This window comes from Streptomyces sp. bgisy130 (assembly GCF_057708345.1).
Genome location: NZ_JBYISA010000002.1, coordinates 26,783 through 48,472 on the forward strand (window position 1 = coordinate 26,783; position 21,690 = coordinate 48,472).

General features: G+C 71.0%; 22 protein-coding genes. 10 read left to right on the top strand and 12 right to left on the bottom strand.

What is annotated here, in order from left to right; translation table 11 throughout:
- Positions 1 to 12: 12 nt before the first annotated feature.
- Complete coding sequence (locus AC3EUV_RS02855; protein ID WP_018091704.1) at positions 13 to 198, bottom strand: hypothetical protein; 186 nt, start codon at positions 196 to 198, stop codon at positions 13 to 15.
- Positions 199 to 729: 531 nt separating this feature from the next.
- On the opposite strand from AC3EUV_RS02855, the gene AC3EUV_RS02860 reads away from it, so the two are divergent.
- Together AC3EUV_RS02860 and AC3EUV_RS02865 are read left to right on the top strand one after the other, a co-directional pair.
- Positions 730 to 891 carry a hypothetical protein gene (locus AC3EUV_RS02860; RefSeq protein ID WP_432142595.1) on the top strand — a complete coding sequence of 54 codons (162 nt, stop codon included), beginning with the start codon at positions 730 to 732 and terminating at the stop codon, positions 889 to 891.
- Between the two features lie 65 nt (positions 892 to 956).
- Complete coding sequence (locus AC3EUV_RS02865; RefSeq protein WP_432142596.1) at positions 957 to 1,367, top strand: TOBE domain-containing protein; 411 nt, start codon at positions 957 to 959, stop codon at positions 1,365 to 1,367.
- Positions 1,368 to 1,439: 72 nt separating this feature from the next.
- Here the strand turns inward: AC3EUV_RS02865 and AC3EUV_RS02870 are convergent, their stop codons facing one another.
- Entirely contained in the window at positions 1,440 to 2,198 is a 759-nt protein-coding gene (locus tag AC3EUV_RS02870) for a PucR family transcriptional regulator (protein ID WP_435602072.1), read from the bottom strand.
- 264 nt (positions 2,199 to 2,462) lie between these two features.
- Here AC3EUV_RS02870 and AC3EUV_RS02875 point away from each other — a divergent pair, with 264 nt between their 5' ends.
- On the top strand, positions 2,463 to 3,017 hold the full coding sequence (locus AC3EUV_RS02875; protein WP_435602073.1) for a molybdopterin-dependent oxidoreductase: 555 nt from the start codon (positions 2,463 to 2,465) through the stop codon (positions 3,015 to 3,017).
- Positions 3,018 to 3,054: 37 nt separating this feature from the next.
- Here AC3EUV_RS02875 and AC3EUV_RS02880 read toward each other — a convergent pair whose 3' ends face one another.
- A complete protein-coding gene (locus AC3EUV_RS02880; RefSeq protein ID WP_432142599.1) occupies positions 3,055 to 3,474 on the bottom strand; it encodes a TOBE domain-containing protein in 420 nt (139 codons plus the stop codon).
- Between the two features lie 306 nt (positions 3,475 to 3,780).
- Between AC3EUV_RS02880 and AC3EUV_RS02885 the strand changes: the two genes are divergently transcribed.
- From AC3EUV_RS02885 to AC3EUV_RS02895, 3 genes are all read left to right on the top strand, one after another.
- A complete protein-coding gene (locus tag AC3EUV_RS02885) occupies positions 3,781 to 4,176 on the top strand; it encodes a TOBE domain-containing protein (RefSeq protein ID WP_042152434.1) in 396 nt (131 codons plus the stop codon).
- A gap of 147 nt (positions 4,177 to 4,323) precedes the next feature.
- Positions 4,324 to 5,127: a molybdate ABC transporter substrate-binding protein gene (modA, locus tag AC3EUV_RS02890; RefSeq protein ID WP_432142600.1), complete on the top strand. Its 804-nt coding sequence runs from the start codon at positions 4,324 to 4,326 to the stop codon at positions 5,125 to 5,127.
- 91 nt (positions 5,128 to 5,218) lie between these two features.
- Positions 5,219 to 7,186, top strand: a complete 1,968-nt coding sequence (locus AC3EUV_RS02895; protein ID WP_432142601.1) for an ABC transporter permease — start codon at positions 5,219 to 5,221, stop codon at positions 7,184 to 7,186.
- 15 nt (positions 7,187 to 7,201) lie between these two features.
- On the opposite strand, the gene AC3EUV_RS02900 is transcribed toward AC3EUV_RS02895, so the two are convergent.
- The 8 genes from AC3EUV_RS02900 to AC3EUV_RS02935 form a co-directional block, all read right to left on the bottom strand.
- Positions 7,202 to 7,648 (bottom strand): nitroreductase family deazaflavin-dependent oxidoreductase, encoded by a 447-nt coding sequence (locus AC3EUV_RS02900; protein WP_432142602.1) that lies wholly within the window; start codon positions 7,646 to 7,648, stop codon positions 7,202 to 7,204.
- A 633-nt stretch (positions 7,649 to 8,281) separates the two neighbouring features.
- On the bottom strand, positions 8,282 to 9,736 hold the full coding sequence (locus AC3EUV_RS02905) for a SulP family inorganic anion transporter (protein WP_432142603.1): 1,455 nt from the start codon (positions 9,734 to 9,736) through the stop codon (positions 8,282 to 8,284).
- A 17-nt stretch (positions 9,737 to 9,753) separates the two neighbouring features.
- Positions 9,754 to 10,356 carry a carbonic anhydrase gene (locus AC3EUV_RS02910; protein WP_432142604.1) on the bottom strand — a complete coding sequence of 201 codons (603 nt, stop codon included), beginning with the start codon at positions 10,354 to 10,356 and terminating at the stop codon, positions 9,754 to 9,756.
- Between the two features lie 91 nt (positions 10,357 to 10,447).
- Complete coding sequence (locus AC3EUV_RS02915) at positions 10,448 to 10,849, bottom strand: hypothetical protein (RefSeq protein ID WP_432142605.1); 402 nt, start codon at positions 10,847 to 10,849, stop codon at positions 10,448 to 10,450.
- Between the two features lie 162 nt (positions 10,850 to 11,011).
- The gene (locus AC3EUV_RS02920; RefSeq protein ID WP_435602074.1) at positions 11,012 to 12,322 is read right to left on the bottom strand and encodes an MFS transporter; all 1,311 of its coding nucleotides are present in this window, start codon (positions 12,320 to 12,322) and stop codon (positions 11,012 to 11,014) included.
- Positions 12,323 to 12,354: 32 nt separating this feature from the next.
- Complete coding sequence (locus tag AC3EUV_RS02925; protein WP_432142607.1) at positions 12,355 to 12,870, bottom strand: glycine-rich domain-containing protein; 516 nt, start codon at positions 12,868 to 12,870, stop codon at positions 12,355 to 12,357.
- A gap of 53 nt (positions 12,871 to 12,923) precedes the next feature.
- Positions 12,924 to 14,162, bottom strand: a complete 1,239-nt coding sequence (locus AC3EUV_RS02930; protein WP_432142608.1) for a phenylacetate--CoA ligase family protein — start codon at positions 14,160 to 14,162, stop codon at positions 12,924 to 12,926.
- A 129-nt stretch (positions 14,163 to 14,291) separates the two neighbouring features.
- Positions 14,292 to 14,447 carry a hypothetical protein gene (locus tag AC3EUV_RS02935; RefSeq protein WP_167536049.1) on the bottom strand — a complete coding sequence of 52 codons (156 nt, stop codon included), beginning with the start codon at positions 14,445 to 14,447 and terminating at the stop codon, positions 14,292 to 14,294.
- Positions 14,448 to 14,816: 369 nt separating this feature from the next.
- On the opposite strand from AC3EUV_RS02935, the gene AC3EUV_RS02940 reads away from it, so the two are divergent.
- Entirely contained in the window at positions 14,817 to 16,526 is a 1,710-nt protein-coding gene (locus tag AC3EUV_RS02940) for a hydrogenase maturation protein (RefSeq protein ID WP_432142609.1), read from the top strand.
- A gap of 85 nt (positions 16,527 to 16,611) precedes the next feature.
- Here the strand turns inward: AC3EUV_RS02940 and AC3EUV_RS02945 are convergent, their stop codons facing one another.
- On the bottom strand, positions 16,612 to 17,139 hold the full coding sequence (locus AC3EUV_RS02945) for a winged helix-turn-helix domain-containing protein (RefSeq protein WP_432142610.1): 528 nt from the start codon (positions 17,137 to 17,139) through the stop codon (positions 16,612 to 16,614).
- Positions 17,140 to 17,965: 826 nt separating this feature from the next.
- Here AC3EUV_RS02945 and AC3EUV_RS02950 point away from each other — a divergent pair.
- The 3 genes from AC3EUV_RS02950 to AC3EUV_RS02960 all read left to right on the top strand — a co-directional run bounded on the left by AC3EUV_RS02950 (position 17,966) and on the right by AC3EUV_RS02960 (position 21,608).
- A complete protein-coding gene (locus AC3EUV_RS02950; protein ID WP_435602076.1) occupies positions 17,966 to 18,922 on the top strand; it encodes a hypothetical protein in 957 nt (318 codons plus the stop codon).
- A 210-nt stretch (positions 18,923 to 19,132) separates the two neighbouring features.
- Entirely contained in the window at positions 19,133 to 20,584 is a 1,452-nt protein-coding gene (locus AC3EUV_RS02955; protein WP_435602077.1) for an amino acid permease, read from the top strand.
- A gap of 139 nt (positions 20,585 to 20,723) precedes the next feature.
- A complete protein-coding gene (locus AC3EUV_RS02960; RefSeq protein ID WP_432142613.1) occupies positions 20,724 to 21,608 on the top strand; it encodes a GNAT family N-acetyltransferase in 885 nt (294 codons plus the stop codon).
- Positions 21,609 to 21,690 lie beyond the last annotated feature (82 nt).

Genomic DNA, 21,690 nt, shown 5'->3' on the forward strand with positions numbered 1-21,690 from the left:
TTCCCCTCAGCCTTAGCGAACGTCAGTCTTGGGCCGGGGGGTGGGGGGCGAGATCAGGAGCAGCGCGGCCAGCAGCAGCGCACCTCCACACTCGCGGGTATCGCGGAAAACACCGTCGGCCTCGGCGGGTTCAAGCAGTCCCTCGACCTCGGCGGCCAGGGCGGCCGTCTCGACCGGCGCTGTGCGATCCGTAACCATGCGATCAACTCCTTCGACGAATGGGATACCAGATTCACATCGGCCCAATTCGGGCGCAAGAGGAGAAATGGTGCAAATTATAATCTTTCGGGTTGGTGTGATGGGTGTTCAGGGGGCTCTCCGCACACCAACTCCCTTGTCGCGCAAGGCGGATGGCGTCTCATTCGGCTCGGCAGGCGGCGGTATGGCGCGCTTGCGCCAAGAGTGCGGAAGACCCGCTGATGGCGGATAGGACTGCTCTGTTCGGATGTCCCCACCCGACACGGACGGCCCCCCGAGGGCGACGCCGGAGCGGGCCCCGGGGGCGGAAGCGGGGGCCGCCCGCTCGCTCCGGTGGCCGTACGGCCGCCTCCTCCCTGAGTCCGGTGCAGGCCGCCTTCCTCCGCATGGGTGACCCGGCCCCGCCCTGCGAGGGATGTCCCGGGCCACGGGCGGCAGCGATCTTGGGAGAGCACAGCCAGTGACCGCTCCCCGGGTCGCCGAAGGCCCACGCCCTCCGCATCGGCCCGCGTGAGGAAGAGGAGCCTCCCGATGCCCGCTCGCACCATCCTCACCACGCTGCACGGCAGGCCGGTGCCGGCCGTGCCCCGCTGGGCGGCGCGGACCGCCTGCGCCATCACCCTGCTCGCCCTGCCCTCTTCTGGATCGCCTACCTGCCGCTCACCGCCTGGAGCCCGCTCCTCGGCCTCCTGACGGTGCACTATTACCGGCGCCGCCGCTCCGCCCCCGGCGGACAAGACAGGCCCTAGAGTGCGGGGGTGCCGACGACGTACAGCATTGGTCAGGCAGCGGGGCTGCTGGGTGTGAGTTCGGAGACGGTCCGCCGCTGGGCCGACGGTGGCCAGCTGCGGATGGAACGGGACGGTGCGGGAAACCGCGTGCTCGACGGGGTGAGTCTGGCGGCGTTCGCCAAGGAGCGCGCCGCGGGTCTGCATCCGGTGCCCGGCGAGGTGCTGACCTCCGTGCGGAACGCGTTCGCGGGGATCGTCACCCGGGTGACCCTCGACGATGTGATCGCCCAGGTCGAGATCCAGTCCGGACCACACCGGGTGGTGTCCGTGGTCAGCCGGGAGGCGGTGGAGGATCTGGGGATCGAGGTCGGGGTGACTGCCACCGCCCGGGTGAAGTCCACCCATGTGCACATCGACCTGACGGGCGACCGGCGCTGACGGACGGACCACCGGCGCTGAGCCGCCCGTCCGTGCTGCGCCGACCGGGTCGCCCGGCCCACCGCGCGCCGCTCAGCGGCAGAGCAGCGCCGCCTGGAGATCCAGCTTGTGCTCCAGCCGGGACAGATCGCGGCCGGTGAGCAACTCGATGCGCTGGATGCGGTAGTGCACCGAGTTCACATGCAGCTGGAGCGCCGCGGCCGTCCGCGCCCACGACCCGTGATGCGCGAGGAAGACCTCCAGCGTCTCCAGCAGCATCCGCTGCGAGCCGTCGCGCGCCAGCGGACCCAGCACCCGGCTCCGGAAGGCCGTACGGACCTCCTCGGGAACCCCGGCGAGCAGGGCGGCCAGGGTGCCCAGGTCCTCGACAGCGGTCACCCGAGCCCTGTCCGGGGCCTTCGCGCGCGCCACCGCCAGCGCATAACGTGCTTGTCCCAGCGCGGAGTTGAGGCCCTCCGGGGTGCGTACCGGGCCGCTGACCCCGGCGTGCAGCGGTATCTGCGGCCGGCGGGCGTACAGCGCGGGCCACAGCTCGGCGAGCGACAGCCGCGGCTCGGTGCCGGGCTCCGCCGGGACGACGGCGACCGCCTCACCGCTGGGGAGCTGCCCGGTCGCACCCGGCTCACCGGCGGAGTGCCGTAGCGCCGCCGCCAGCGCACTCACCGCGTGCCCGCTCTCCTCGCCGACCGTCGTGGCCACCACGACCCGGTACGGACCGGAAGCGGACAGCCCGCAGGCGCGCAGCGCGGCCTCGAGCGCCGCACCATCGGCCGGGTGGGCCGCGGCGAGCGCCATGAGTGAGTCGAGCTGGAGGAGGTCGTGGACGTGCATGTGCGGGCTCCTTGGGCGGCTGCCGGGCACTGTCCCGGCACCTCACATTCACCAGGCGAAAACGAGTTCTCGTATGGTAAATGCCAGAAGATCAAGGTCATAGTTCTGTTGGGTGGTCGGCCGGATATGCCGCCCCCGGCGCCCTCTTGCCTCACGTCAGCGAGGGGAAAGCCCGCAACAGGCTCGCATCCGTGGTTCACGAATGCGTCGGTCGGGCATCACAGGGACGCAGCCGTCGCGTGGATCGCCTCAAGGAGGTCTCGAATGAGCCGACCCGGCCCGCCGTCCCGCACCACCGCCGTACGCCCGCTCCCCGGGGAGGCTCTCCCCGCCGGCCAGCGGCGCTTTCTGATCCGCGGTCAGCTGCGGCGCCCGCTCGCGCTGACCGTCGCGGATCTGCGGGAGCGGTGGCCGCAGCGGCGGGCCGAGGTGGTCTTCGACTGCGCCACGAACGGGCCGCAGCACCACACCTTCGCGGGGCCCCTGCTGCGGGAGGTCATCGACGCTGCGGGCCCCGCCTTCGACGCCCGGCGGCGCAAGGACCGCTCCCGCTATCTGCTGGCCGTCACGGGCGGGGACGGGCACCACGCGGTGCTGTCCTGGGCGGAGCTCGACGCGGACTTCGGCGATGCGCCGGTCCTGCTGGCCACGGCCATGGACGGGCGGGCCCTCGACGCGGCGGGCAGTCAGCTCGTGGTGCCCTCCGACCGCTGCGGCGCGCGCTATGTCAGCGCCCTGACCGGTATCTGGTTCGGGACCTGCGCCCCGCCCGAGGCGGTGCCCGAGCCGTCCTCCGGCGATCTGGTGGACAGCTCCTGATCCCCCGTCACCGCAGGGCTTCGGGGGTGGCGCGGGCTCAGGAGGCGGCGAGTGCGATCTCGGTCGACTTGATCAGTGCGATGACCTCGGAGCCGGCGTCCAGGCCGAGGTCCTCGGCCGCGTCCCTGGTGATGGCCGCGGTCAGCTCGCCGCCCGCGACGGCCACCTTGACGCCGGCCATCGCGCCGCCGGTGGCCACCTCGGTGACGGTGCCGGGGATCTGGTTGCGGATGCTGAGGCCCTCGACCGCGCCGGTGGCGAGCGCGACCTCGGTGGACTTGATCAGCGTGCGCACCGCGGAACCCGCCTCGATGCCCAGCTCCCGCACCGCCTCCCGGGTGATGGCGGCGGTGATCTCCTGGCCGCCCACCAGCCGGACCTTGACGGTCGCCATGACCTCGCCGGGGGTGACGGCGGCGACGGTGCCGGGAATCTGGTTACGGATGCTCAGGCTCATGGACATGCCTCACCGGGGGAGGGGGATGGAACGTAGTGGGGGAGATGCGGGCGTAACTCCCGCTCCGGTCCGCACTGTAGTCACGGTTCGGGTGGCCGCCGGGATGCCTTGCGGCGCCGGACGGGTGTCCGTAGGTGCCGGATGGTGTCCGTGGGCCGCGGCCGGAACGGAGCAAGGTGAGCCCCCTCCACCTGGGCCGGGGCCGACTGCCAGACCTTGTCCTTTCCTCCAAGGTGACTGGCATTTGCTATAGAGCATCGCTCCATTGGTTGCAGATGCGAGCCAATGTTGCCTATCTTGTCGCACATGCAGTCCTACACGATCGGCCAGGCCGCGCGGCTGCTGGGCGTCAGCCCCGACACCGCGCGCCGCTGGGCGGACGCCGGCAAGGTCGCGACCCATCGCGACGACGGCGGCCGCCGCCTCATCGACGGCCGTGATCTGGCCGCCTTCTCCATCGAGGTGGCGCAGAACGGCACGGGTGAGGACGACGCCTCGTACACCTCCGCGCGCAATGCCTTCCCGGGCATCGTCACCGCCGTCACCCTCGGCGATGTCGCCGCCCAGGTCGAGATCCAGGCCGGTCCGCACCGGCTGGTCTCCCTGCTGACCCGGGAAGCGGTGGAGGAACTGGGCCTGGAGGTCGGCATGCAGGCCACCGCCCGCGTGAAGTCCACCAGCGTGCACATCGACCGCACCTGACACACCGATGTAGCACCACAGCCGATCCGCGACCACCGTCCCCACCGGCCGGCCGCCTCATCTCAGCGGCGTCGCCCGTCCACGGCGCGGCTTTTCCCATCCGCTAGGACGACCCCCGTCGTTCTGGGTTCCAAGGAGTCCCGCCACATGTCCCAGCTCTTCACCGCGCGCCGCGCCACCGCCGCGCTCGTCACCGCCGCGCTGCTCGTTCCCCTCACCGCCTGCGGTGGCAACGACGACGGCACGAAGGACAAGGGCGCCGAGAAGTCCGGCGGCGCTGCCCCCAAGGCGGAGCTCACCGTGCTCGCCGCGTCCTCGCTGACCGATGTCTTCAAGAAGGCCGGTGCGGTGTACGAGAAGGAACACGCCGGCACCAAGGTGAACTTCTCGTTCGCCGGGTCCCAGGAGCTGGCCGCCCAGGTCCGGGAGGGGGCCCCCGCCGACGCCGTGGTCACCGCCGACACCAAGACCATGGACGGCATCAAGGTGGACGTCGGCAAGCCCACCGTCATCGCCAGGAACCGCCTGGTCATCGTCACCGGTGAGGGCAACCCCAAGAAGATCGAAAGTCTCCGGGACCTCACCAACAGCAAGCTGAAGGTCGTGCTCGCCGCCTCCCAGGTGCCGGTCGGCCGCTACAGCCAGCAGGTTCTTGACGCGCAGAAGCTGCACGTCAAGCCGGTCTCCGAGGAGCCCAATGTGCGGGCGGTGCTCAGCAAGGTCGAGCTCGGTGAGGCCGACGCCGGGCTGGTCTACAAGACGGACGCCGCCACCGCGCCGAAGAAGGTCGATGCCGTCGACATCCCCGACGCGCAGAACGCCGTCGCCTCCTACCCGGCCGCGACCCTGAAGGCGTCCCAGCACACCGCTGCCGCCGCCGCGTTCGTGAAGTGGCTGAGCACGCCCGAGGCGCAGCAGATCCTTCAGCGGGCGGGCTTCCAGAAGCCGTAATCCGGCCGGGCGCGCACGGGACTGTCCAGCTCGGGGGAGTGGACAGCCCCGGGCGCGCGCCGCCGGGCCCGCCCCGAGCCGAGGAACCCCGATGAGACGCACCCTCACCCCGCCCCCGGCAGGCAGGTTTCGCGCGCCCGGTGCCCGCACCCCCGTCGTGCTGGCCGTGCCCGCGCTGGTCGCCGTCGCCTTTCTGCTGCTGCCGCTCCTCGGCATCCTCGCCCGCACCAACTGGGGCGACCTCGGCACCCACCTCACCAGTCCGGGTGTCCTCGAAGCGCTCCGGCTGTCGCTGCTGGTGTCCTTCTGGGCGCTCGGGCTCGCGCTGCTGCTGGGCGTTCCGCTGGCCTGGCTGCTGGCACGGGTCAGCTTCCGCGGCAAGGCGCTGGTCCGTTCGCTGGTGCTGCTGCCGATGGTGCTGCCGCCGACCGTCGGCGGTGTCGCGCTGCTGCTCGGCTTCGGCCGCCGTGGTCTGCTCGGCCCGTGGCTGGAGGGCACCTTCGGCATCGTGCTGCCGTTCCACACCTCCGGCGCGGTGGTCGCGGCCACCTTCGTCGCGATGCCGTTCCTCGTCATCAGCCTGGAGGGCACGCTCGCCGGACTCCGGCCCGGTTACGAGGAGACTGCGGCCTCCCTCGGGGCCTCGCCCGTACGGGTCTTCTGCACCGTCACCCTCCCCATGGTCGCCCCCGGCCTCGCCGCCGGCGCCGCGCTCACCTGGGCCCGAGCGCTCGGCGAATTCGGTGCGACGATCACCTTCGCCGGGAATCTGCCCGGCACCACCCAGACCCTGCCGCTCCAGGTCTATCTGCTGCTCCAGGACGCCCCGGAAGCCGCCACCTCGGTCTCGTTGCTGCTGCTGGCCATCGCCATGGCCGTACTGATCTGTCTGCGCGGCCGCTGGACCGGCGCCACCAGCACCGGCCGCGTGGCCCGCCGGGTACCCGCCCCCGACGACACCGGCGCCGAGCCGCCCGCCGCAGGCGCCGAGGAGCCCGCCGCACCGTCCGCGGCGCACCGGGAGCGCTGGCCGCTGCACGCCGAGGTCACCGGCTTCAACCGGCTGACGCTTGACGCCGACCCGGGCACCACCATCGCCGTCGTCGGCCCCAACGGCGCCGGCAAGACCACCCTGCTGCGCGCCCTGCTCGGCCTCACCCCGCGCGCCCGCGCCGCGCTCCGCCTCGGCGACACGGACGTCACCGCGCTGCCCCCGCACCGCCGCGGCGTCGCCTGGGTCCCCCAGGACGGTGCGCTCTTCCCGCATCTGAACGCCCTGCACAACACGGCATACGGGCTGCGCGCCCAGGGCACCCCGCGCGGTGACGCCCGCCGCACGGCACAGCAGTGGCTCGACCGGCTCGGCGTCGGCCACCTCGCGCACCGCAAGCCCGCCCAGCTCTCCGGCGGACAGGCCCAACGCGTTGCCCTGGCACGGGCGTTGGCCGCCCGCCCCCGTCTGCTGCTGCTCGATGAGCCGCTCGCGGCGCTCGACCAGACCACCCGCGCCCGGGTCCGGCACACCCTGCGCAGCCATCTCGCAGAATTCGGCGGCGTCTGTCTGCTCGTCACCCATGACCCCGTCGAAGCGGTCTCCCTCGCCGACCGGGTCCTCGTCCTCGACGACGGGCGGGCCCTCCAGGACGCCCCGCCCGCCGAGGTCACCCGGCACCCGCGCTCGCCCTGGGTCGCCCGGATGCTCGGCCGTAACGCCTGGCCGGGCACCGTCACCGGCGACGTCATCGCCCTCACCGGCGGCGGCCGGCTGGTCATCGCCGACCCGCTCCCCGACGGTGCCCGAGCGCTGGCGATCATCGCCCCCGAGGCCGTGTCCGTACACCTCGACCGGCCCACGGGCAGCCCCCGCAACGTCTGGCCGGGCACCGTCCGCGAACTCACCTCCGCGGGCAGCCGGCTGCGGGTCCTGATCACCTCGCCCGAGGTGCCCGACCTGGTGGCCGAGATCACCCCCTCGGCGGCACTGGAACTCGGCTTGGCCGACGGGGTGTCCGTGTGGACCAGCGTCAAGGCCACCGAGGTCTCCCTGGTGACCCTCTGAGCGCGCCGGCGGCCGTCAGTGCGCCGTGGGCGCCGGTTCCAGCACGAACACCGGGATCTGCCGGTCCGTCTTCTTCTGGTAGTCGTCGTAATCGGGGAACGCCTCGACGGCCCGCCCCCACCACAGCGCCTTCTCCGTCCCGGTGATCTCACGGGCCGTCATGTCCCGGCGCACCGGGCCGTCCTGGAGCTCCACCCGTGGATCGGCCACGACATTGTGGTACCAGACGGGGTGCCGGGGCGCGCCTCCCAGGGAGGCCACCACCGCATACGTCCCGTCATGCTCCACCCGCATCAGCGGGCTCTTGCGGATCTTGCCGCTCCTGGCGCCCCGGGTGGTGAGGATGACGACCGGCATCCCGCGCATCGTCGTGCCTTCCTTACCGCCCGAGGTCTCGTACAGCTCGACCTGATCGCGTACCCACTGCGCCGGGCTCGGCTCGTACTCACCCTGAAGAGGCATGCGGTCCGTCCCATCTCCGTAGACAACGTGACTTCGCTCGCGGCCGGGGCGTCGGCGCCGCCCACCACGGTCCTGACGATCGCTCAACAACCAGGGCGGGCGCAATCTTCCGGGCTCCGCCGTCGTGTCCGCGCGATCCCCGGGTGTGCCTCTCGCGCGGGGCTCCGTACGGGTGGCGATCGGGATGGCGGGCCAGGCGGCACCGCTCGGCCATCTCCTCTCCGGGCTGCTGGCGGTCTTCGGCCGGTTCGCCGAGTCCGGCTTCCGGAGCCTGACCGGGGTTCATGTGCCCTGGGGGGCCTGGGCGACGGCTGGTCTCGTCGCGGTCGGTGTCCTCGGGTGTCTCAAAGTCGCCCTCAGCGCCAAGGTGCTCGCCCTCGCGCTCGCCCTCGAAGTGCTGATCCTGCTGGTGTTCGAGGCCGCGGTGTACGCGCACGGGGGCGGGCCGGAGGGCCTCCGGTTCGGCGCGCTCTCCCCGGCGCACCTCGGCACCGCGGGCACCGACGGCACGACGCCGGCCACCGGCGGCTGCCCCGGGACGCCTCATCGGTGCTACGGGAACAGCCGGACCGGTGGCCGGCGCAGGTGGTCAGGCTGCCCGTCCGCCGGACCGGCGGACGGGCAGACCGGGGGTCAGGACACCAGCTCCACCTCGCGGGCGCTCCGGCGGTGCTGCTCGGCCCAGTTCGTCAGCGCGGCGCCGCAGGCATGGTCGAGATGGCGCAGCCCGCTCAGGTCGAGCTCCACGTCGCGGTCCGCGGGCAGTGCGTCGAGCTGGTCGAGGATCTTCGGCAGCCGCAGGAACGTGGCGTTACCGACGGCCCGCACCTGCACCGGCTCCGTCGTGTCCTCCGGCGTCTGGACCTCCAGGTGAACATGGGAGGTTTCCCAGGCCGTCTTCGCGACGGCCAGCAGCAGACCGATGAGCACCCCCTCGAACATATTGACCGTCACGATCGCGATCGCGGTGACCAGGAGGACGACGGCCTCGCCGCGGTGCTCGCGCCACAGCGGACCCAGCGCACGCAACGGGATGAGCTTGCAGCCCGCATGCACCAGGACGCCCGCCAGCGCGGCCACCGGAACGACACCCAGCGCGGCCGGGAACGCCGCGGCGAACACCAGCAGCCAGACACCGTGCAGCACCCGCGACGCCTTGGTCTTCGCGCCCGCCTGCACATTGGCGGCGCTGCGGACGATGACGGCGGTCATCGGCAGGGCACCCAGGACACCGCAGACGGCGTTGCCCGCACCCTGCGCCATCAGTTCCTTGTCGTAGTCGGTCTTGGGCCCGTCGTGCAGCCGGTCGACCGCGGCGGCGCTGAAGAGGGACTCGGCGGAGGCGATCAGCGCGAAGGCGAGGACCGTACCGATCACACCGACGCTGCCGAGCCGGCCGAGGTCGTCGAGGCCGGGGGGCTGAATCGCGTCCAGCAGCCCGCTGACCTGGACCCGGGCGACGGGCATGTCCAGCGCCCACACCGCGGTGGTGGCGAGCGCCACCGCGGCCAGTGGCGCCGGGAGGACTCGTGCGGCGGGCCGCCAGCGCGGCCACAGCACCAGGACGGCGATGGTGCCGGCACCGATGGCGAGCGCGGCCAGCGCGTCCTGCGACCCCGCGGTGGAGGTGACCAGGCCGGGGAACCCGCCGATGTTGGCGAGCCCGCTGCCCGGCGCCTTGGTGTCCGTGAGGGCGTAGAGCTGCCCGGCGATCAGGACCAGGCCGATACCGGCCAGCATGCCCTGGACCACGGCGACCGAGATCGCCCGGAACCAGCGCCCCAACTTCAGTGCACCCATGACCAGTTGGAGCACACCGGCGGCCAGTACCAGCGCACCGAGCGTGCCGAGGCCGTACTCCTTGACGGCTTCGAAGACCAGCACCGTCAGACCGGCGGCCGGCCCGCTGACCTGGAGGCTGCTGCCGGGCAGCAGACCGGTGAGCAGGCCGCCGACGATACCGGTGACCAGGCCCAGTTCGGCCGGGACGCCGGAGGCGACCGCCACCCCGACACACAGCGGGACGGCCACGAGAAAGACGACGAGGGAGGCGGTGAAGTCCGCCCGGAAGGAGGTGAAACGCTTCATGAGATCCGGCCCCGCCATCAGAGGGGGAGGAACAGGTCGGTGGCCGGGTGATGCGCCGCCACCATGCCGGTGTGGACCTCGTAGAACCAGCCGTGCAGCGTCACCTCTCCGGCGGCCAGCCGCTCCTGTACACAGGGGTAGTCGCGCAGCCGGCTGACCTGTTGGCGCACATGCTGCTGGACCGCGGCGGCGACCGTCGGTTCCTCGTCCCTGGGCAGTTCGTCGGACAGCGCCTGCGCCAGCCAGTCCCGCACGGCCGGAGCGCCGGTCAGGTCCTCGCCGCGGGCCTTGGCGCCGACCGCGCCGCAGTGCGAGTGACCGCAGACCACGATGTCGGCCACGCGGAGCACGCGCATCGCGTACTCGATGGTCGCGGCCTCCGCGCAGGCCGCCATGTCGTCCTGGTACACGGGCACGGCATTGCCCGCGGTCCGGAGCTCGAAGAGTTCACCGGGCTGTGCGCCGGTGATCAGGGACGGTACGACACGGGAGTCGGAGCAGGTGATGAACAGGGCGAGGGGCGACTGGCCGGCCGCGAGGCGGCCGTACGTCTCTTGTTCGTCGCGGCCCTCGGCGATACGGGCCATCAGGCCCCGGGCATGCTGGATGAAGGTCTCCACGAGGAGGTCTCCTGCTGATGAGGGTTGCCACTGTGGGGTGGTGGCGCGAAAGGTACGAGGTGCGCTGGTGGGGCAGGCCACCACGGCGCCCTCAGCAGCGGAAGACGCAGTGGAGAAGCGGGATTTCGACCGGTCTGGAGGCGGCCTTGGTGGTGCTGCCTGCCGTGGGGTCACCCGATGCCGGGAGGGTGTGCGGCGCCGCGATACCGCTGAGCGGTGGCAGCGGACGGCCGGTGTGGTGCGGGACGCCGGTGGCGGTCCGGACGGTGCGCCGGGGCTGGCCGCGCTCGGCCGCGCGCTTGGACTTTTCCTCGGTGCTGTCGTAGCTCGGCTTGACGGCCGGCAGGGCGCTCGCGGACTTCGCGGAGGGCGCGCCGGAGAACGTCGCCCGGTCCATGTCGGGATCCGCCGCGCTGCCCAGCAGGAAGGTCAGGATCACCATGACGGCGAGCAACGGCGTGCGGAACCGACGCAGCACCGGTGTGCCCTGCATGCAGGTGTCCTTCCGCATCGTTGCCCCCCGTGGCTCGTTCACACGGTCCACCCTGCCTTTACAGTGCAGCATCCAGGTTTCCGGCGTGATAACGAGAAATGACGCCAAGTTTCAAGATGCCCGCAATCTCGATTCGGGCACATCTGTGTGACGAACGGATGTTCATTTAGGTTCCCGCTCCGCGGGGGAAGTTGCCGGAGTGGTGTCGGCGTGGAGAGGCCGGCGGACAGCCCAGGCGACCACGGGCACGATCGCCAGCGAGAGCACCGCGCCCGCCAGCGCCAGGGCCGGATAGCCGCCCAGGACGACGACCAAACCCGAGGACATGCCGCCGGCCGCGCCCGCGAGGGCGATACCCACATCCACCAGGCCCTGGGCCGACGCGCGCCGGGCGGGCGGCAGTGCGTCGGTGACGATGGCCGTGCCGCTGACCAGCCCGAAGTTCCAGCCGAGGCCGAGCAGTACGAGTGCCGTGGCGAGCGCGGGAACGGAGTGCGGCGGGGCCACGGCGGCCAGGATCCCGGCGGCGGCCAGCGTCAGCCCCGAGGCACCGGCTATCCACTGCCGGCCGAGGCGGTCGACCAGCAGCCCGGTGAGCGGGGACGGCAGGAACATCGCCCCGACGTGCAGGGCGATGACCAGCCCGGCCGCCTGGGTGTCATGGCCGTGCGCCTGCATATGGACCGGCGTCATCGTCATGACCGCGATCATCACGAGCTGAGTGAGGATCATGACCGTGGTGCCGATGACCACCTCGCGCCGTCGCGGCTGGGCGTCCGGTCGGTCGACGGTCTCCTCGGCAGGGCGCTCGGCGGTCTCCGCGGCCTGGGCCGCCGCCAACTTCTCGGCCAGCCGCAGCGGATCGGGCCGCAGCAGAGCGGCCAGGGCCACCGCCGCCGACCCGAAGGCGGCCACGGCCAGCAGGAACGGCCCGGCGAGACGGGGGATGCCCCAGGAGTGCGCGACCTCTCCCGTGAAGGTCACCAGGTTGGGGCCGACCACCGCGCCGAGTGTGGTGGCGAACAGCACCGTGCTCACCGCCCGGCCGCGCCGCTCGGGCGAAGCCAGATCCGCCCCGGCGTAGCGCGCCATCAGATTCGTTGCGGTGCCCGCCCCGTAGACCAGCAGGGACGCGAACAGCAGCAGCGCACTGCCGACGGCGGCCGCCACGACGACCCCGAGGCTGCCGAGCGCCCCGACGGCGTACCCGAGCGCCAGCCCGGGGCGGCGGCCGTAGCGCCGGCAGATCTGGCCGATGCCGAGGGCGCCCAGCGCGGCCCCGGCGGTGAACAGCGCACTGGGCACACCGGCCAGTCCGGTCGAGCCGAGCATCTCCTCGGCGAGCAGCGCCCCGACGGTGATTCCGGCGGCGAGGCCCGCGCCGCTGAGGATCTGCGAGAACACCAGGACGGCCAGAATCCGCCGCTGTTCGGGTACCTCGTGGCCGGCCGTTACGTCGTTCCGGTCCGTCATGATTCCTTTCGGTTCCTGCGGGTGCGGGCGGGCTAGGTGGTGGCCGCCATCGGTTCCAGGGCCGCGATGGCCTCGAGCGACAGGCCCATCTGCTCGTGGAGGAAGCGCACGATCGTCCAGTGCGGCAGCGCTCCCTCGTCGAACGGGCCGAACTCCTGGCAGTACAACGGGATCCAGCGCAGGGCCTCTTCGAGGGCCTGCTCGCGGCCCGGCTCCTGCTGGTAGTCCTCATAGGCGATGCTGCGGTGCTCGATGAAGAACTGCCCCGGCAGCCGTTCCTCACACAGTGCCCGGTATTCGCGGGTCTGAAGGATGAGGTAGTGCCAGATCTCGTCGATGTCCTGCTCGACCGGCAGGAAGAGACCGCTGAGCCGGTCGTGGTGCCGGGAGACGAGATAGAGATAGCGCAGACACTCGGTGACCTGACGCTCCACGAACTCCCGCGGCGCGGCGGTCTTCTCGTCGAAATACGTCACCACTTCGGCGTGCAGCGCCGCACCGAGCAGTTCCTTGAGGTCATCGGCGGATATCCGCGGCTGGCTGGTCATGCTTCTCCTGTCCGAGTGGCGCGGACGTCCGGGGAACGCGGACGTCCGGTGGGTCAGCTGCCGGTCGTGAGCCAGGCGTACTTCCCTGACTTCCCGATGGGGAGGTGCGTACGGTGTGCGAGCCGGCAGCGCCGCCCGGTCAGTTCACCGATGCCCTGTTCCAGCGCCGAGGCATGGGCGAGTTCGACGGGCGCGCCGTGGAATGTCGTGTACTCCAGCTGCGCTTCGGCATCGCCGGTCAGCTGCAACTGGTACCCGAAGACGTCCGGGGAGGTCTCAGCGATGCACCGGTCGAGGTCGCCCTGGGCGACCGGCCCGTGCGGAGTGCTGAGCAATTCCTTTTCCCGGCCGCAGAATTGGGCGATCTTTCCCGGATCGGGCGAACCGTCCAGGGTCCGTACGCAGTCGCCGGAGCGGTAGCGGATCAGCGGCATATAGGGATTGCGCACGCTCGTCACGATGAGCTGGTAGATCGTGCTCCCGTCGGCGACCGGCTGGAGCTCGACGCTCATCTTGTCGAGATGCGGCCAGTAGGTGCCGCGGCGGTCGCTGTAGTAGAGGTACCCGAGCTCGGTGCTGCCGAAGAGGTCGATGACCGGGCAGTCGAAGTGCTGGTGCAGAAAGCGCCGGACGTTCGCCGGGGTGTATTCGTAGGCGTGGATGATGCTCGCGGGCGGCGGGAAATCGTCCCACAGCCCCCACTCGCCGACCTTTCGCACCAGATGCGCCAGGTGATAGCTGGAGCAGTCGAGGTGGTACCAGCCGCGTGGATGCGCCTGGCGGGCGGCCCGGATCTCCGCGAGCATCCGCACCACCTCGTCGCGCTCCCACAGTGCCGGGTCCAGCCGCAGATTGACGTAGCAGGTGCGCTCGTCGAGCCGGCGGTCGTCGAGGGCGGGGACCGGATCCGGTGTGGTGCCGCGCCGGGCGGCATTGACCCGCGCCACATGTTCCGTCGCGAGCACCGTGGTCAGGGACACCCGCCGGCAGCCGGCGTCCCAGGTCTCGGCGATATCGGGGTGTTCGCTCCACAGCTGGTAGTAGGAGCGCAGCAGGAAATACGGGGGCCGGATGATCTGCATCCGGGCGTGGTGGGTGCCGGTGGAGAGGACGAACTCCGCCTCTCCGGACTCCAGCGCCGCGGCCAGCCGGGGCGTCATCCAGTTGTCGGGAAAGCCGCGCGCGATCTCCGGCTTGTCGAGCAGCGGGAAGTGGCCCTTCGCCAGCGACTCACGGTAGATCGGTATGTCGCGGATCTGCTCGATGACCTCGGCGGTCGGCTGACCATCCATGGAAATCCTCGTCGTTGCTCGGGATGCGGTGCACACGGGGAATTCGGGCGCGAGGCCCGGGAGCGGGCGGCGGTGGCAGGGGTGCTCACCGCCGCCGGCCCGCTCCCGGGCTTCTGGGTGGCGCGAGGGTCAGGAGATGCAGCCGGCCTTGGGCGCGGCGCTGATGCAACCGGCCTTCGGGGCGGCGCTGATGCAGCCGTTCTTCGCCGCCTGCTGTGCGGAGTTGGCGGCGATCCAGTTCTGCCAGACGTTGTCCTGGGCCATCTTCTTGATGAGCTGCTCCATGGGAACCTCCGAGAAAGAGTGCGGAAGACGGACGGGGCACACGGCGCTGACCTGCGCTGATGCCACGCAATGAAAGTAAAAGTATGACCAAGCACATGTCAATTAAAGGCAATGTTCTGGTCCTCGGTTGGGTGGCCCGTGCGCCAACTTTGGCGGGATCCCGACGAGATGATCACCGACGGAACTACCTGATGCTCCATCAGTTGGCGGCTGTGCCCGATGCCGCAGCCCCGGCATCTCGGGCGCCGCATTGCGCCGCACGGCGGCCGTCGATCGGGTGACCCCTAGCGCGGCTCCGGAGCCCGGCGGCCACGGGTGCGGGACGATCCAGCCATCCGCCCATCGGTCCCAGCTCCCGGGGAGTCTGCTGTGCGCATTCTGCTCATCGCCGGCGCGTTCAACAGTCTGACGCAGCGCGTGTACGCCGAACTCGGTGACCACGGACACCAGGTGAGCGTGGAGCTGGTGACGCGGGACACCCCGCTGCCCGAGGTCGTACGCCGCCATGGGCCGGATCTGATCGTGGCGCCGATGCTCAAGACGGCCATCCCCCGGGAGGTGTGGTCCGCCCACACCTGTCTGATCGTGCACCCCGGGCCCGTCGGCGACCGGGGCCCCTCCTCGGTGGACTGGGCGGTGCATCTGGGCGCGGACCGGTGGGGCGTCACGGTGCTCCAGGCCAACGACGAGATGGACGGCGGCGACATCTGGGCCGCGGCGAGCTGTCCCGTCCCCGGCGTGGGCAAGAGCGACCTCTACCGCAACGAGATCGCCGATGCCGCGGTCGAGGCGGTCCTGACGGCCGTCGCCCGTGTGGCGTCCGGCACCCACCGCCCGCAACCACAGAACGAGCTGTCCGACGCTGCGAAACCCGGCCGCCCCCGGCCCCCCTTCCGCCAGGATCTGCGCCGGATCGACTGGCGCTCCGACTCCACCGACACCGTCGTCCGCAAGCTGCGCGCAGCCGACTCCCAGCCCGGCGTACGGGACGAACTGCTCGGCGGCATCTGGCATTTGCACGGTGGACACCCAGAGGACACCCTGACCGGCCCGCCGGGCGAGCTGCTCGCCACCCGATGTGGCGCGATCTGCCGGGCGACGGCCGACGGCGCGGTATGGATTCCGGAGCTGCGGCCGCCCCGCACGCCGGGGGAGCCCGGCACCCTCAAACTGCCCGCCACCCTGGCGCTGGGCGACCGCCTCCCGCCGCTCCCCGAAGTCCCGGCCCCGCTCGACGCCGGTGACGGCCCCCGGACCTGGAGCGACATCCGGTACCGCGAGGACGGCCCGGCCGGCTTCCTGGAGTTCTCCTTCCCCGGCGGCGCGATGAGCACCGACCACTGCCGGCGGCTGCTCGCCGCCTACCGCCACGCCTGCGCCCGGCCGACCTCCGTGCTGGTCCTCGGCGGCCGCCGGGACTTCTTCTCCAACGGCATCCATCTGCATGTCATCGAGGCCGCCGCCGACCCCGCCGAGGAGTCCTGGGCCAATATCAACGCCATGGACGATCTGGTGCACGCCGTCCTGACCACCACCGACCGGCTGGTGGTCGCCGCGCTCGGCGGCAATGCCGCGGCCGGCGGGGCGATGCTGGCCCTCGCCGCCGACGAGGTGTGGTGCCGCGCGGCCGTGGTCCTCAACCCCCACTACCGGCTGATGGGGCTCTACGGTTCCGAATACTGGACCTACACCCTCCCCGGCCGGACGGGCCCCGAGGTGGCCGGGCAGCTCACCGCACGCGCCCTGCCGGTCACCGCCGCGACCGGGGCGCGGCTCGGCCTGGTGGACCGGATCCTCGACTGCCCCGCACAGGACTTCGCCGCGCAGACCGCCGGGCTCGCCGTCCGGCTGGCCTCGGCGTCCTCGACGCAGGCCCGTATCGCCGCGAAGAAAGCCGACCGGGAACGCGACGAGGCCCACCGCCCGCTCGCCGCCTATCGCGAGCTCGAACTGGCGCAGATGCACCGCATCTTCTTCGACCCGGACCAGCCCTACCACGCCCTGCGCCGCGCTTTCGTCCGCAAGGAACCCACGGCGGCGACCCCCGAGCACCTCGGCTCCGCACCTGCCGGGACCTGAGGGCGCGCGGCAGCGGGCCGGCGACCGACCGACGTGGCCGGTCGCCGGCCCCGCTGCCGCGCGAGCCTCAACAGCGGCTACCGGCCTACGAGACGGGCTGGTACTTGTATCCGATCCCGAAAACCGTGCTGATGGAGTCGCGCAGGCCGGGGCCCAGGCGCCGGCGCAGCCGGGCGATATGGACATCGACGGTGCGGTTGCTGGACTGGCAGCTGGGCCAGACGGCGGCCATCAGCTGCTCCCGGGTGAAGGCGCGCCGGGGATGCAGCACGAGGTGGGCCAGCAGGTCGAATTCGAGGCGTGGCAGGTCGAGTTGGCGGCCCCTGATGAAGACGGTCCGGGCCGCGGTGTCGATCCGGATCGGCTCCGGACGCGGCCGGCCGGCCGGTGGTCCATCGGCCGGTTCCGCGCGCGGGGGCGCCAGGATGATGTGGACCTCGTCCGACGGCAGCCGCTGTACCGATACGGGTTCCAGGTCGTGCAGGGTCAATTGCCACTTGCCGTCAGGGAGCCGGTCGACCGCCAGGGGTGGCCCTTCGCCGGGCCCGGCTGTGGGCGGCCGGCCGAAGTCGGCGTCCGGTCGCAGCGCAAGCGGGGTCGTCGAGGAGTTCATTAACATGATCTGGGCCCATTCCTCTTGCAAAGCAGGCGTGTACGGACAGACATGGCGGTGCTCGACGTGCAGGGGCGCTGAGGTGCTGCCGCAGTGCTCGCGGCGCGGTCCGGTGTGTGGCGGGTGGCGACCCAGGCACTTGTGGTGCAGGTCCGCCCATCGGGGTCGATCGCTCCGTTCGCGCCGTAAGAACGCTCGCGCCCATGCCCGTACCCAGCCATGACGTGGTGTGAAGTCACGGCCTCCGGTCCAGACGAACGCTACATGTGATCGCGCGCTTCCGGAAAGTAGCATCCGCTAATTCGGTTGCTCTTGAGCCGAATTTGTGATGCGCGCTCCCAACGCGGGCGGCGGCCCGGCGGGTTGGGGCCGGGGGTGCTGCTCCGTTCAACAAGTGCACGCTCTGCGATGGGGCGTGGGCGGGTCCGGGTGGGGGCTCGCCCCCCCGGGGCTTGGTGACCGCCGGGGCCCTCTCCTGGCGCGTGAGTGCGCCGCGAGGTAACCCGCGGGATACGGAGGGGTAATCGGCAGTGACGTGCACTTGTGGAGGGCCGGCAACCCTGTGAATATGCCAAATAAATGGCCCGTGACGAACGAACCGGCAATGTGGAGGGCTTCTGAAGGCCGGCCGAGAAGTTGTTTCCGTTTCAATCTCATCGAGACTAAAAGGTGCGGAACCAGATATTCCAGGCGGCTTGTTTTCGTAATGAGTTGAGGATGAGTAGGGTGTGGCCGCTGTCACTTGACCGGTGGCAGGGGTCCAGCTGAATTCGGCGCAGCTGGAATGCCGTGCGGGGGAAGACGCCTTCGTGACCGGGAGGGGACCATGGCGGCCGGCTCTTTCGAGGGGCAGTACGTATGGAGTCCAGCGGCCGATGACCGGGCGCTGGCGCGCGCGTGTATGGACGTTCGGGCCGGACGGTACTTGAGCGCACACGAGGTTCTCCGGGAAGCCCGGGAGGATTTCGAGGTACGGGCCCACCGGTCGCTGGTACTGGCGTCCGTGGCGGCCGATTCGGACCTGGCCGAGCGCTGGCTGGCCGAAGAGCCGGGGCCGGATGCGGCGCTGCTCTGGGCCCGGGTGGCGATGCTCCGGGCCCTGCGCATGGCCGACGCCGGTGACCGGCGGCAGGGCGCCCTGGCGCGGATAGCGCAGTCGGCGTGTGAGCGGGCCGCCAAGCTGCTCCCCGACGACCCCACCCCGTGGGTGGCCCAGCTGGCGCTGACGCGCCTCGACCGTCCCCAGGACCCGGCCCCACAGGGGCTGCTGACCGCGCCGGCCGGCCCGTGGTATCTGTTCGCGCACATCCTCCGGCTCGACCCCTGGCACCGCGAGGCGCACCACCGCTTTCTGTCGTTCTTCTTCACCCGCTACGGCGGTTCGTCCAGCGCGAGCTGGGACGTGGCCGCGTTCCTGAGTCAACGGGCCCCGGCCACCTCGCCACTGCGGCTGCTGCCGCTGGTGGCGCTGGTCGAGGACTACAACCCGTCCGCGCTGCTCGCGGACCACACATGGGAGCAACCCCAGTGGATCAGTGCCGCGTTGAGCATCTACCACCACTGGTTCCCGCGGGTGGCCGGTTACCGCTTCACCCCGGTGCTGGATCTGGCGTATCTGGCACATGCGCTGTTCATGGCGAAACATGAATTCGAGGCGCGGGAAGTCTTCACCGCCATGGGACCCTATGCCTCGCGGATGCCCTGGAGTGCATTCGGCGATCCCGAGGAGCAATTGACAAAGGCCAGGCGTTCGTGCGGGCTCCCCGTTCCGCACGGCGGCTGATTCACCGGTGCGCATGATGCGGCATGAATTCCTGCCGCAAAGGCGCCCCGTTCTGCATCACCCGTTCGAACAACCCAGCCCCATCCATTCACCTCCCTGATTCCCCCCAGAAAGGTTTTGGTTGTGTCCGAGCGTATGTCTCCAGCTCGCTCGCAAAACCCCCACACGGCAGATCCCCTCACCCTTGACGACGATGCCACGCTGCACGCCATGGGCTATCCGCGGAAACTCACCCGCAGATTCCGCGCGTTCGACAACTTTGCCATTTCCTTCACCATCATCAACATCATTTCCGGCATCTTCTCCTCCTTCGGTTTCGGGATGAACGCCGGCGGCCCGCGGATCCTGATCTTCGGCTGGATCGGCGTATCGATCATGGTGCTGTTCGTCGGCGCCGCGATGGGCGAGATCGCCTCCGCCTACCCGACCAGCGGCGCGCTCTACTTCTCGGCCGGCAAGCTGGCCAAGCGTCACCAGGGCGCCTGGTCCTGGTACACGGGCTGGCTGAACTTCGTCGGCCAGGTCGGCGGCACCGCCGCCACCAACTTCGCCGCCGCCACCTTCATCCAGGCGTTCCTCACCATGCAGTGGCCGTCCTATGAGGCGACACCGCAGCAGACGGTCGGCATCACCGCGGCCATCCTTCTCCTTCAGGCGCTGGCCAACACGTATACGGTACGGCTGGTCGCGGTGGTGAACCGGATTTCCGTGTGGTGGCTGCTGATCGGCATGGTGGTGATCGTCGGCGCGCTGACCCTGATCCCCGACCACCACCAGTCGCCCTCGTTCGCGCTGCACTTCGTCAACAACACCGGCTTCACCCAAGCGATTTACGGCGGAATGCTGGGTCTGCTCGTCACCAGCTGGACCTTCACCGGTTTCGACGGCAGTTTCCACATGTCCGAAGAAACGGTGAAGGCGACCGTCAACGCGCCCAAGGGCATCATGCGCGCGATCAGCTGCTCCGCGATCACCGGACTGATCCTCATGCTCGCGCTGGTGTATGCGATCCGTGACTACGGGCATGCGGTGAGTGCCGATGCGCCGCCGGTGCAGATTCTCATCGACGCGCTCGGCCAAAGCACCGCCAAGTTCCTGCTGTTGATCGTTATCGGCGCCATGCTGTTCTGCGGCCTTGCCAACATGACCAGCAATACCCGGCAGATCTTCGCCTTCTCCCGGGACGGCGCGATGCCCGGCTCCCGTTGGTGGCATTCGGTCTCCGCACGCACCCGGACGCCCGTCAAGGCCGTCTGGCTCGCCGCGGCCTGCCCGCTGGTGCTGGTGCTGCCCGGCTGGTGGTCGCACACCGCCTTCACCGCGGTGGTGAGCGTCAATGTCGTCGGGCTGTTCCTCGCCTACGCCGTGCCCATCTTCCTGCGGCTGCGGCTCGACGACTTCCAGGCCGGCCCGTGGAACCTCGGGCGCTACGGCAAGCCCGTCGCGGCGATCGCGGTGACCTGGATCCTGATCAGCAATGTGCTGTTCATGCTGCCGCAGGCGTACCCCATCACCCCCGCCTCGTTCAACTATGCGCCGATCGCGCTGGCGGTGGTGTTGATCATCGCCACCGTGTGGTGGTTCGCCACCGCCCGGCAGCGCTTCCAGGGGCCGGTCAGCTACGGCCGCCCCGACGAGGTCGCCGCCATGGACCTGATCTGACGCCGGCCGCGGAGGCGGGCGGGTCCGGGCCCGCCGGAGGAGCTGCTCCGGCGGGCCCGCCCCGCCCACCACCCGGCACGGCCCCGCACGATCCCCGTTCACTCGCCCCCTGACCCCACCAGAAGGGACGATCACCCGCATGCCCACTCTCGGCAACGCTCCGGATCCACAGCCCGTCACCGGCGAACTCACCGTCAGCGCCGCCTCGTTGGAGGACTGGCACGAGGTGGCCCAATGGGCCGCCGACGAAGCGTGGAACCCCGGACGCGGCGACACCGCCTGCTTCCACCCCCTCGACCCCGCCGGCTTCTTCGTCGGACGCCGCACCGGACGGACCGTCTCCGCGGTCTCCGTCGTCAACTACTCGGACGCCTATGCGTTCCTGGGCTACTACCTCGTCCACCCCGACCACCGCGGACAGGGCCTGGGCCTCGCCACCTGGCGGGCCGCCTTCCCGCACGCCGGTGCCCGGACCGTGGGTCTCGACGCGGTCCCCGCCCAGGAGGACACGTACCGGCGCGCCGGGTTCGCCTCCGCCCACGAGACCGTTCGCTACGCCGGACGCGCCCTCGGCCCCGGCGCTCCCACCCCGGACGTCGTCCCCGTCACCCGGGCGCATCTCGACGCGGTTGCCGACTACGACCGGCGCTGCTTCCCCGCCGGCCGCCGTGCCTTCGTCACCCGCTGGCTGACGGCCCCCGGTCACACCGCCCGCGTCTGTCTGCGCGACGGTGCGATCGTGGGCTACGGCGTGCTCCGGCCGGCCCAAACGGGGCACCGCATCGGCCCGCTCTTCGCCGACACCACGGCGGCCGCCGAAGCGCTCTTCGACGCCCTCGCGGCGTCGGTCGACCCGGCCGACGAGCTCTGTGTCGACGTCCCCGGCCCCCGGGACGCCGCACACACCCTGGTCACCTCCCGCGGTCTGACCCCGCGGTCGCACACCGTGCGGATGTACAACGGCCCGGTGCCCCCGGTGGACGAGGAGCGCACCTTCGGCGTCACCAGTCTCGAACTCGGCTGAGGGACGGCGTCCGGCGTACGCGGCCCGCGGCCTTCACCGGTTCCCGCCCGGCACGGACCGGGTGGGAACCGGGGCGGTCGGC

What these genes read in the sequence shown, in the direction of transcription:
- AC3EUV_RS02955 (WP_435602077.1), top strand. Translation starts at nt 19,133, where the DNA reads ATGGGCTATCCGCGGAAACTCACCCGCAGATTCCGCGCGTTCGACAAC.
- AC3EUV_RS02855 (WP_018091704.1), bottom strand. Translation starts at nt 198, where the DNA reads ATGGTTACGGATCGCACAGCGCCGGTCGAGACGGCCGCCCTGGCCGCC.
- AC3EUV_RS02900 (WP_432142602.1), bottom strand. Translation starts at nt 7,648, where the DNA reads ATGCCTCTTCAGGGTGAGTACGAGCCGAGCCCGGCGCAGTGGGTACGC.
- AC3EUV_RS02870 (WP_435602072.1), bottom strand. Translation starts at nt 2,198, where the DNA reads ATGCACGTCCACGACCTCCTCCAGCTCGACTCACTCATGGCGCTCGCC.
- AC3EUV_RS02930 (WP_432142608.1), bottom strand. Translation starts at nt 14,162, where the DNA reads ATGGATGGTCAGCCGACCGCCGAGGTCATCGAGCAGATCCGCGACATA.
- AC3EUV_RS02925 (WP_432142607.1), bottom strand. Translation starts at nt 12,870, where the DNA reads ATGACCAGCCAGCCGCGGATATCCGCCGATGACCTCAAGGAACTGCTC.
- AC3EUV_RS02905 (WP_432142603.1), bottom strand. Translation starts at nt 9,736, where the DNA reads ATGAAGCGTTTCACCTCCTTCCGGGCGGACTTCACCGCCTCCCTCGTC.
- AC3EUV_RS02945 (WP_432142610.1), bottom strand. Translation starts at nt 17,139, where the DNA reads ATGAACTCCTCGACGACCCCGCTTGCGCTGCGACCGGACGCCGACTTC.
- AC3EUV_RS02895 (WP_432142601.1), top strand. Translation starts at nt 5,219, where the DNA reads ATGAGACGCACCCTCACCCCGCCCCCGGCAGGCAGGTTTCGCGCGCCC.
- AC3EUV_RS02920 (WP_435602074.1), bottom strand. Translation starts at nt 12,322, where the DNA reads ATGACGGACCGGAACGACGTAACGGCCGGCCACGAGGTACCCGAACAG.
- modA (WP_432142600.1), top strand. Translation starts at nt 4,324, where the DNA reads ATGTCCCAGCTCTTCACCGCGCGCCGCGCCACCGCCGCGCTCGTCACC.
- AC3EUV_RS02885 (WP_042152434.1), top strand. Translation starts at nt 3,781, where the DNA reads ATGCAGTCCTACACGATCGGCCAGGCCGCGCGGCTGCTGGGCGTCAGC.
- AC3EUV_RS02915 (WP_432142605.1), bottom strand. Translation starts at nt 10,849, where the DNA reads ATGCAGGGCACACCGGTGCTGCGTCGGTTCCGCACGCCGTTGCTCGCC.
- AC3EUV_RS02880 (WP_432142599.1), bottom strand. Translation starts at nt 3,474, where the DNA reads ATGAGCCTGAGCATCCGTAACCAGATTCCCGGCACCGTCGCCGCCGTC.
- AC3EUV_RS02950 (WP_435602076.1), top strand. Translation starts at nt 17,966, where the DNA reads ATGGCGGCCGGCTCTTTCGAGGGGCAGTACGTATGGAGTCCAGCGGCC.
- AC3EUV_RS02935 (WP_167536049.1), bottom strand. Translation starts at nt 14,447, where the DNA reads ATGGAGCAGCTCATCAAGAAGATGGCCCAGGACAACGTCTGGCAGAAC.
- AC3EUV_RS02860 (WP_432142595.1), top strand. Translation starts at nt 730, where the DNA reads ATGCCCGCTCGCACCATCCTCACCACGCTGCACGGCAGGCCGGTGCCG.
- AC3EUV_RS02960 (WP_432142613.1), top strand. Translation starts at nt 20,724, where the DNA reads ATGCCCACTCTCGGCAACGCTCCGGATCCACAGCCCGTCACCGGCGAA.
- AC3EUV_RS02875 (WP_435602073.1), top strand. Translation starts at nt 2,463, where the DNA reads ATGAGCCGACCCGGCCCGCCGTCCCGCACCACCGCCGTACGCCCGCTC.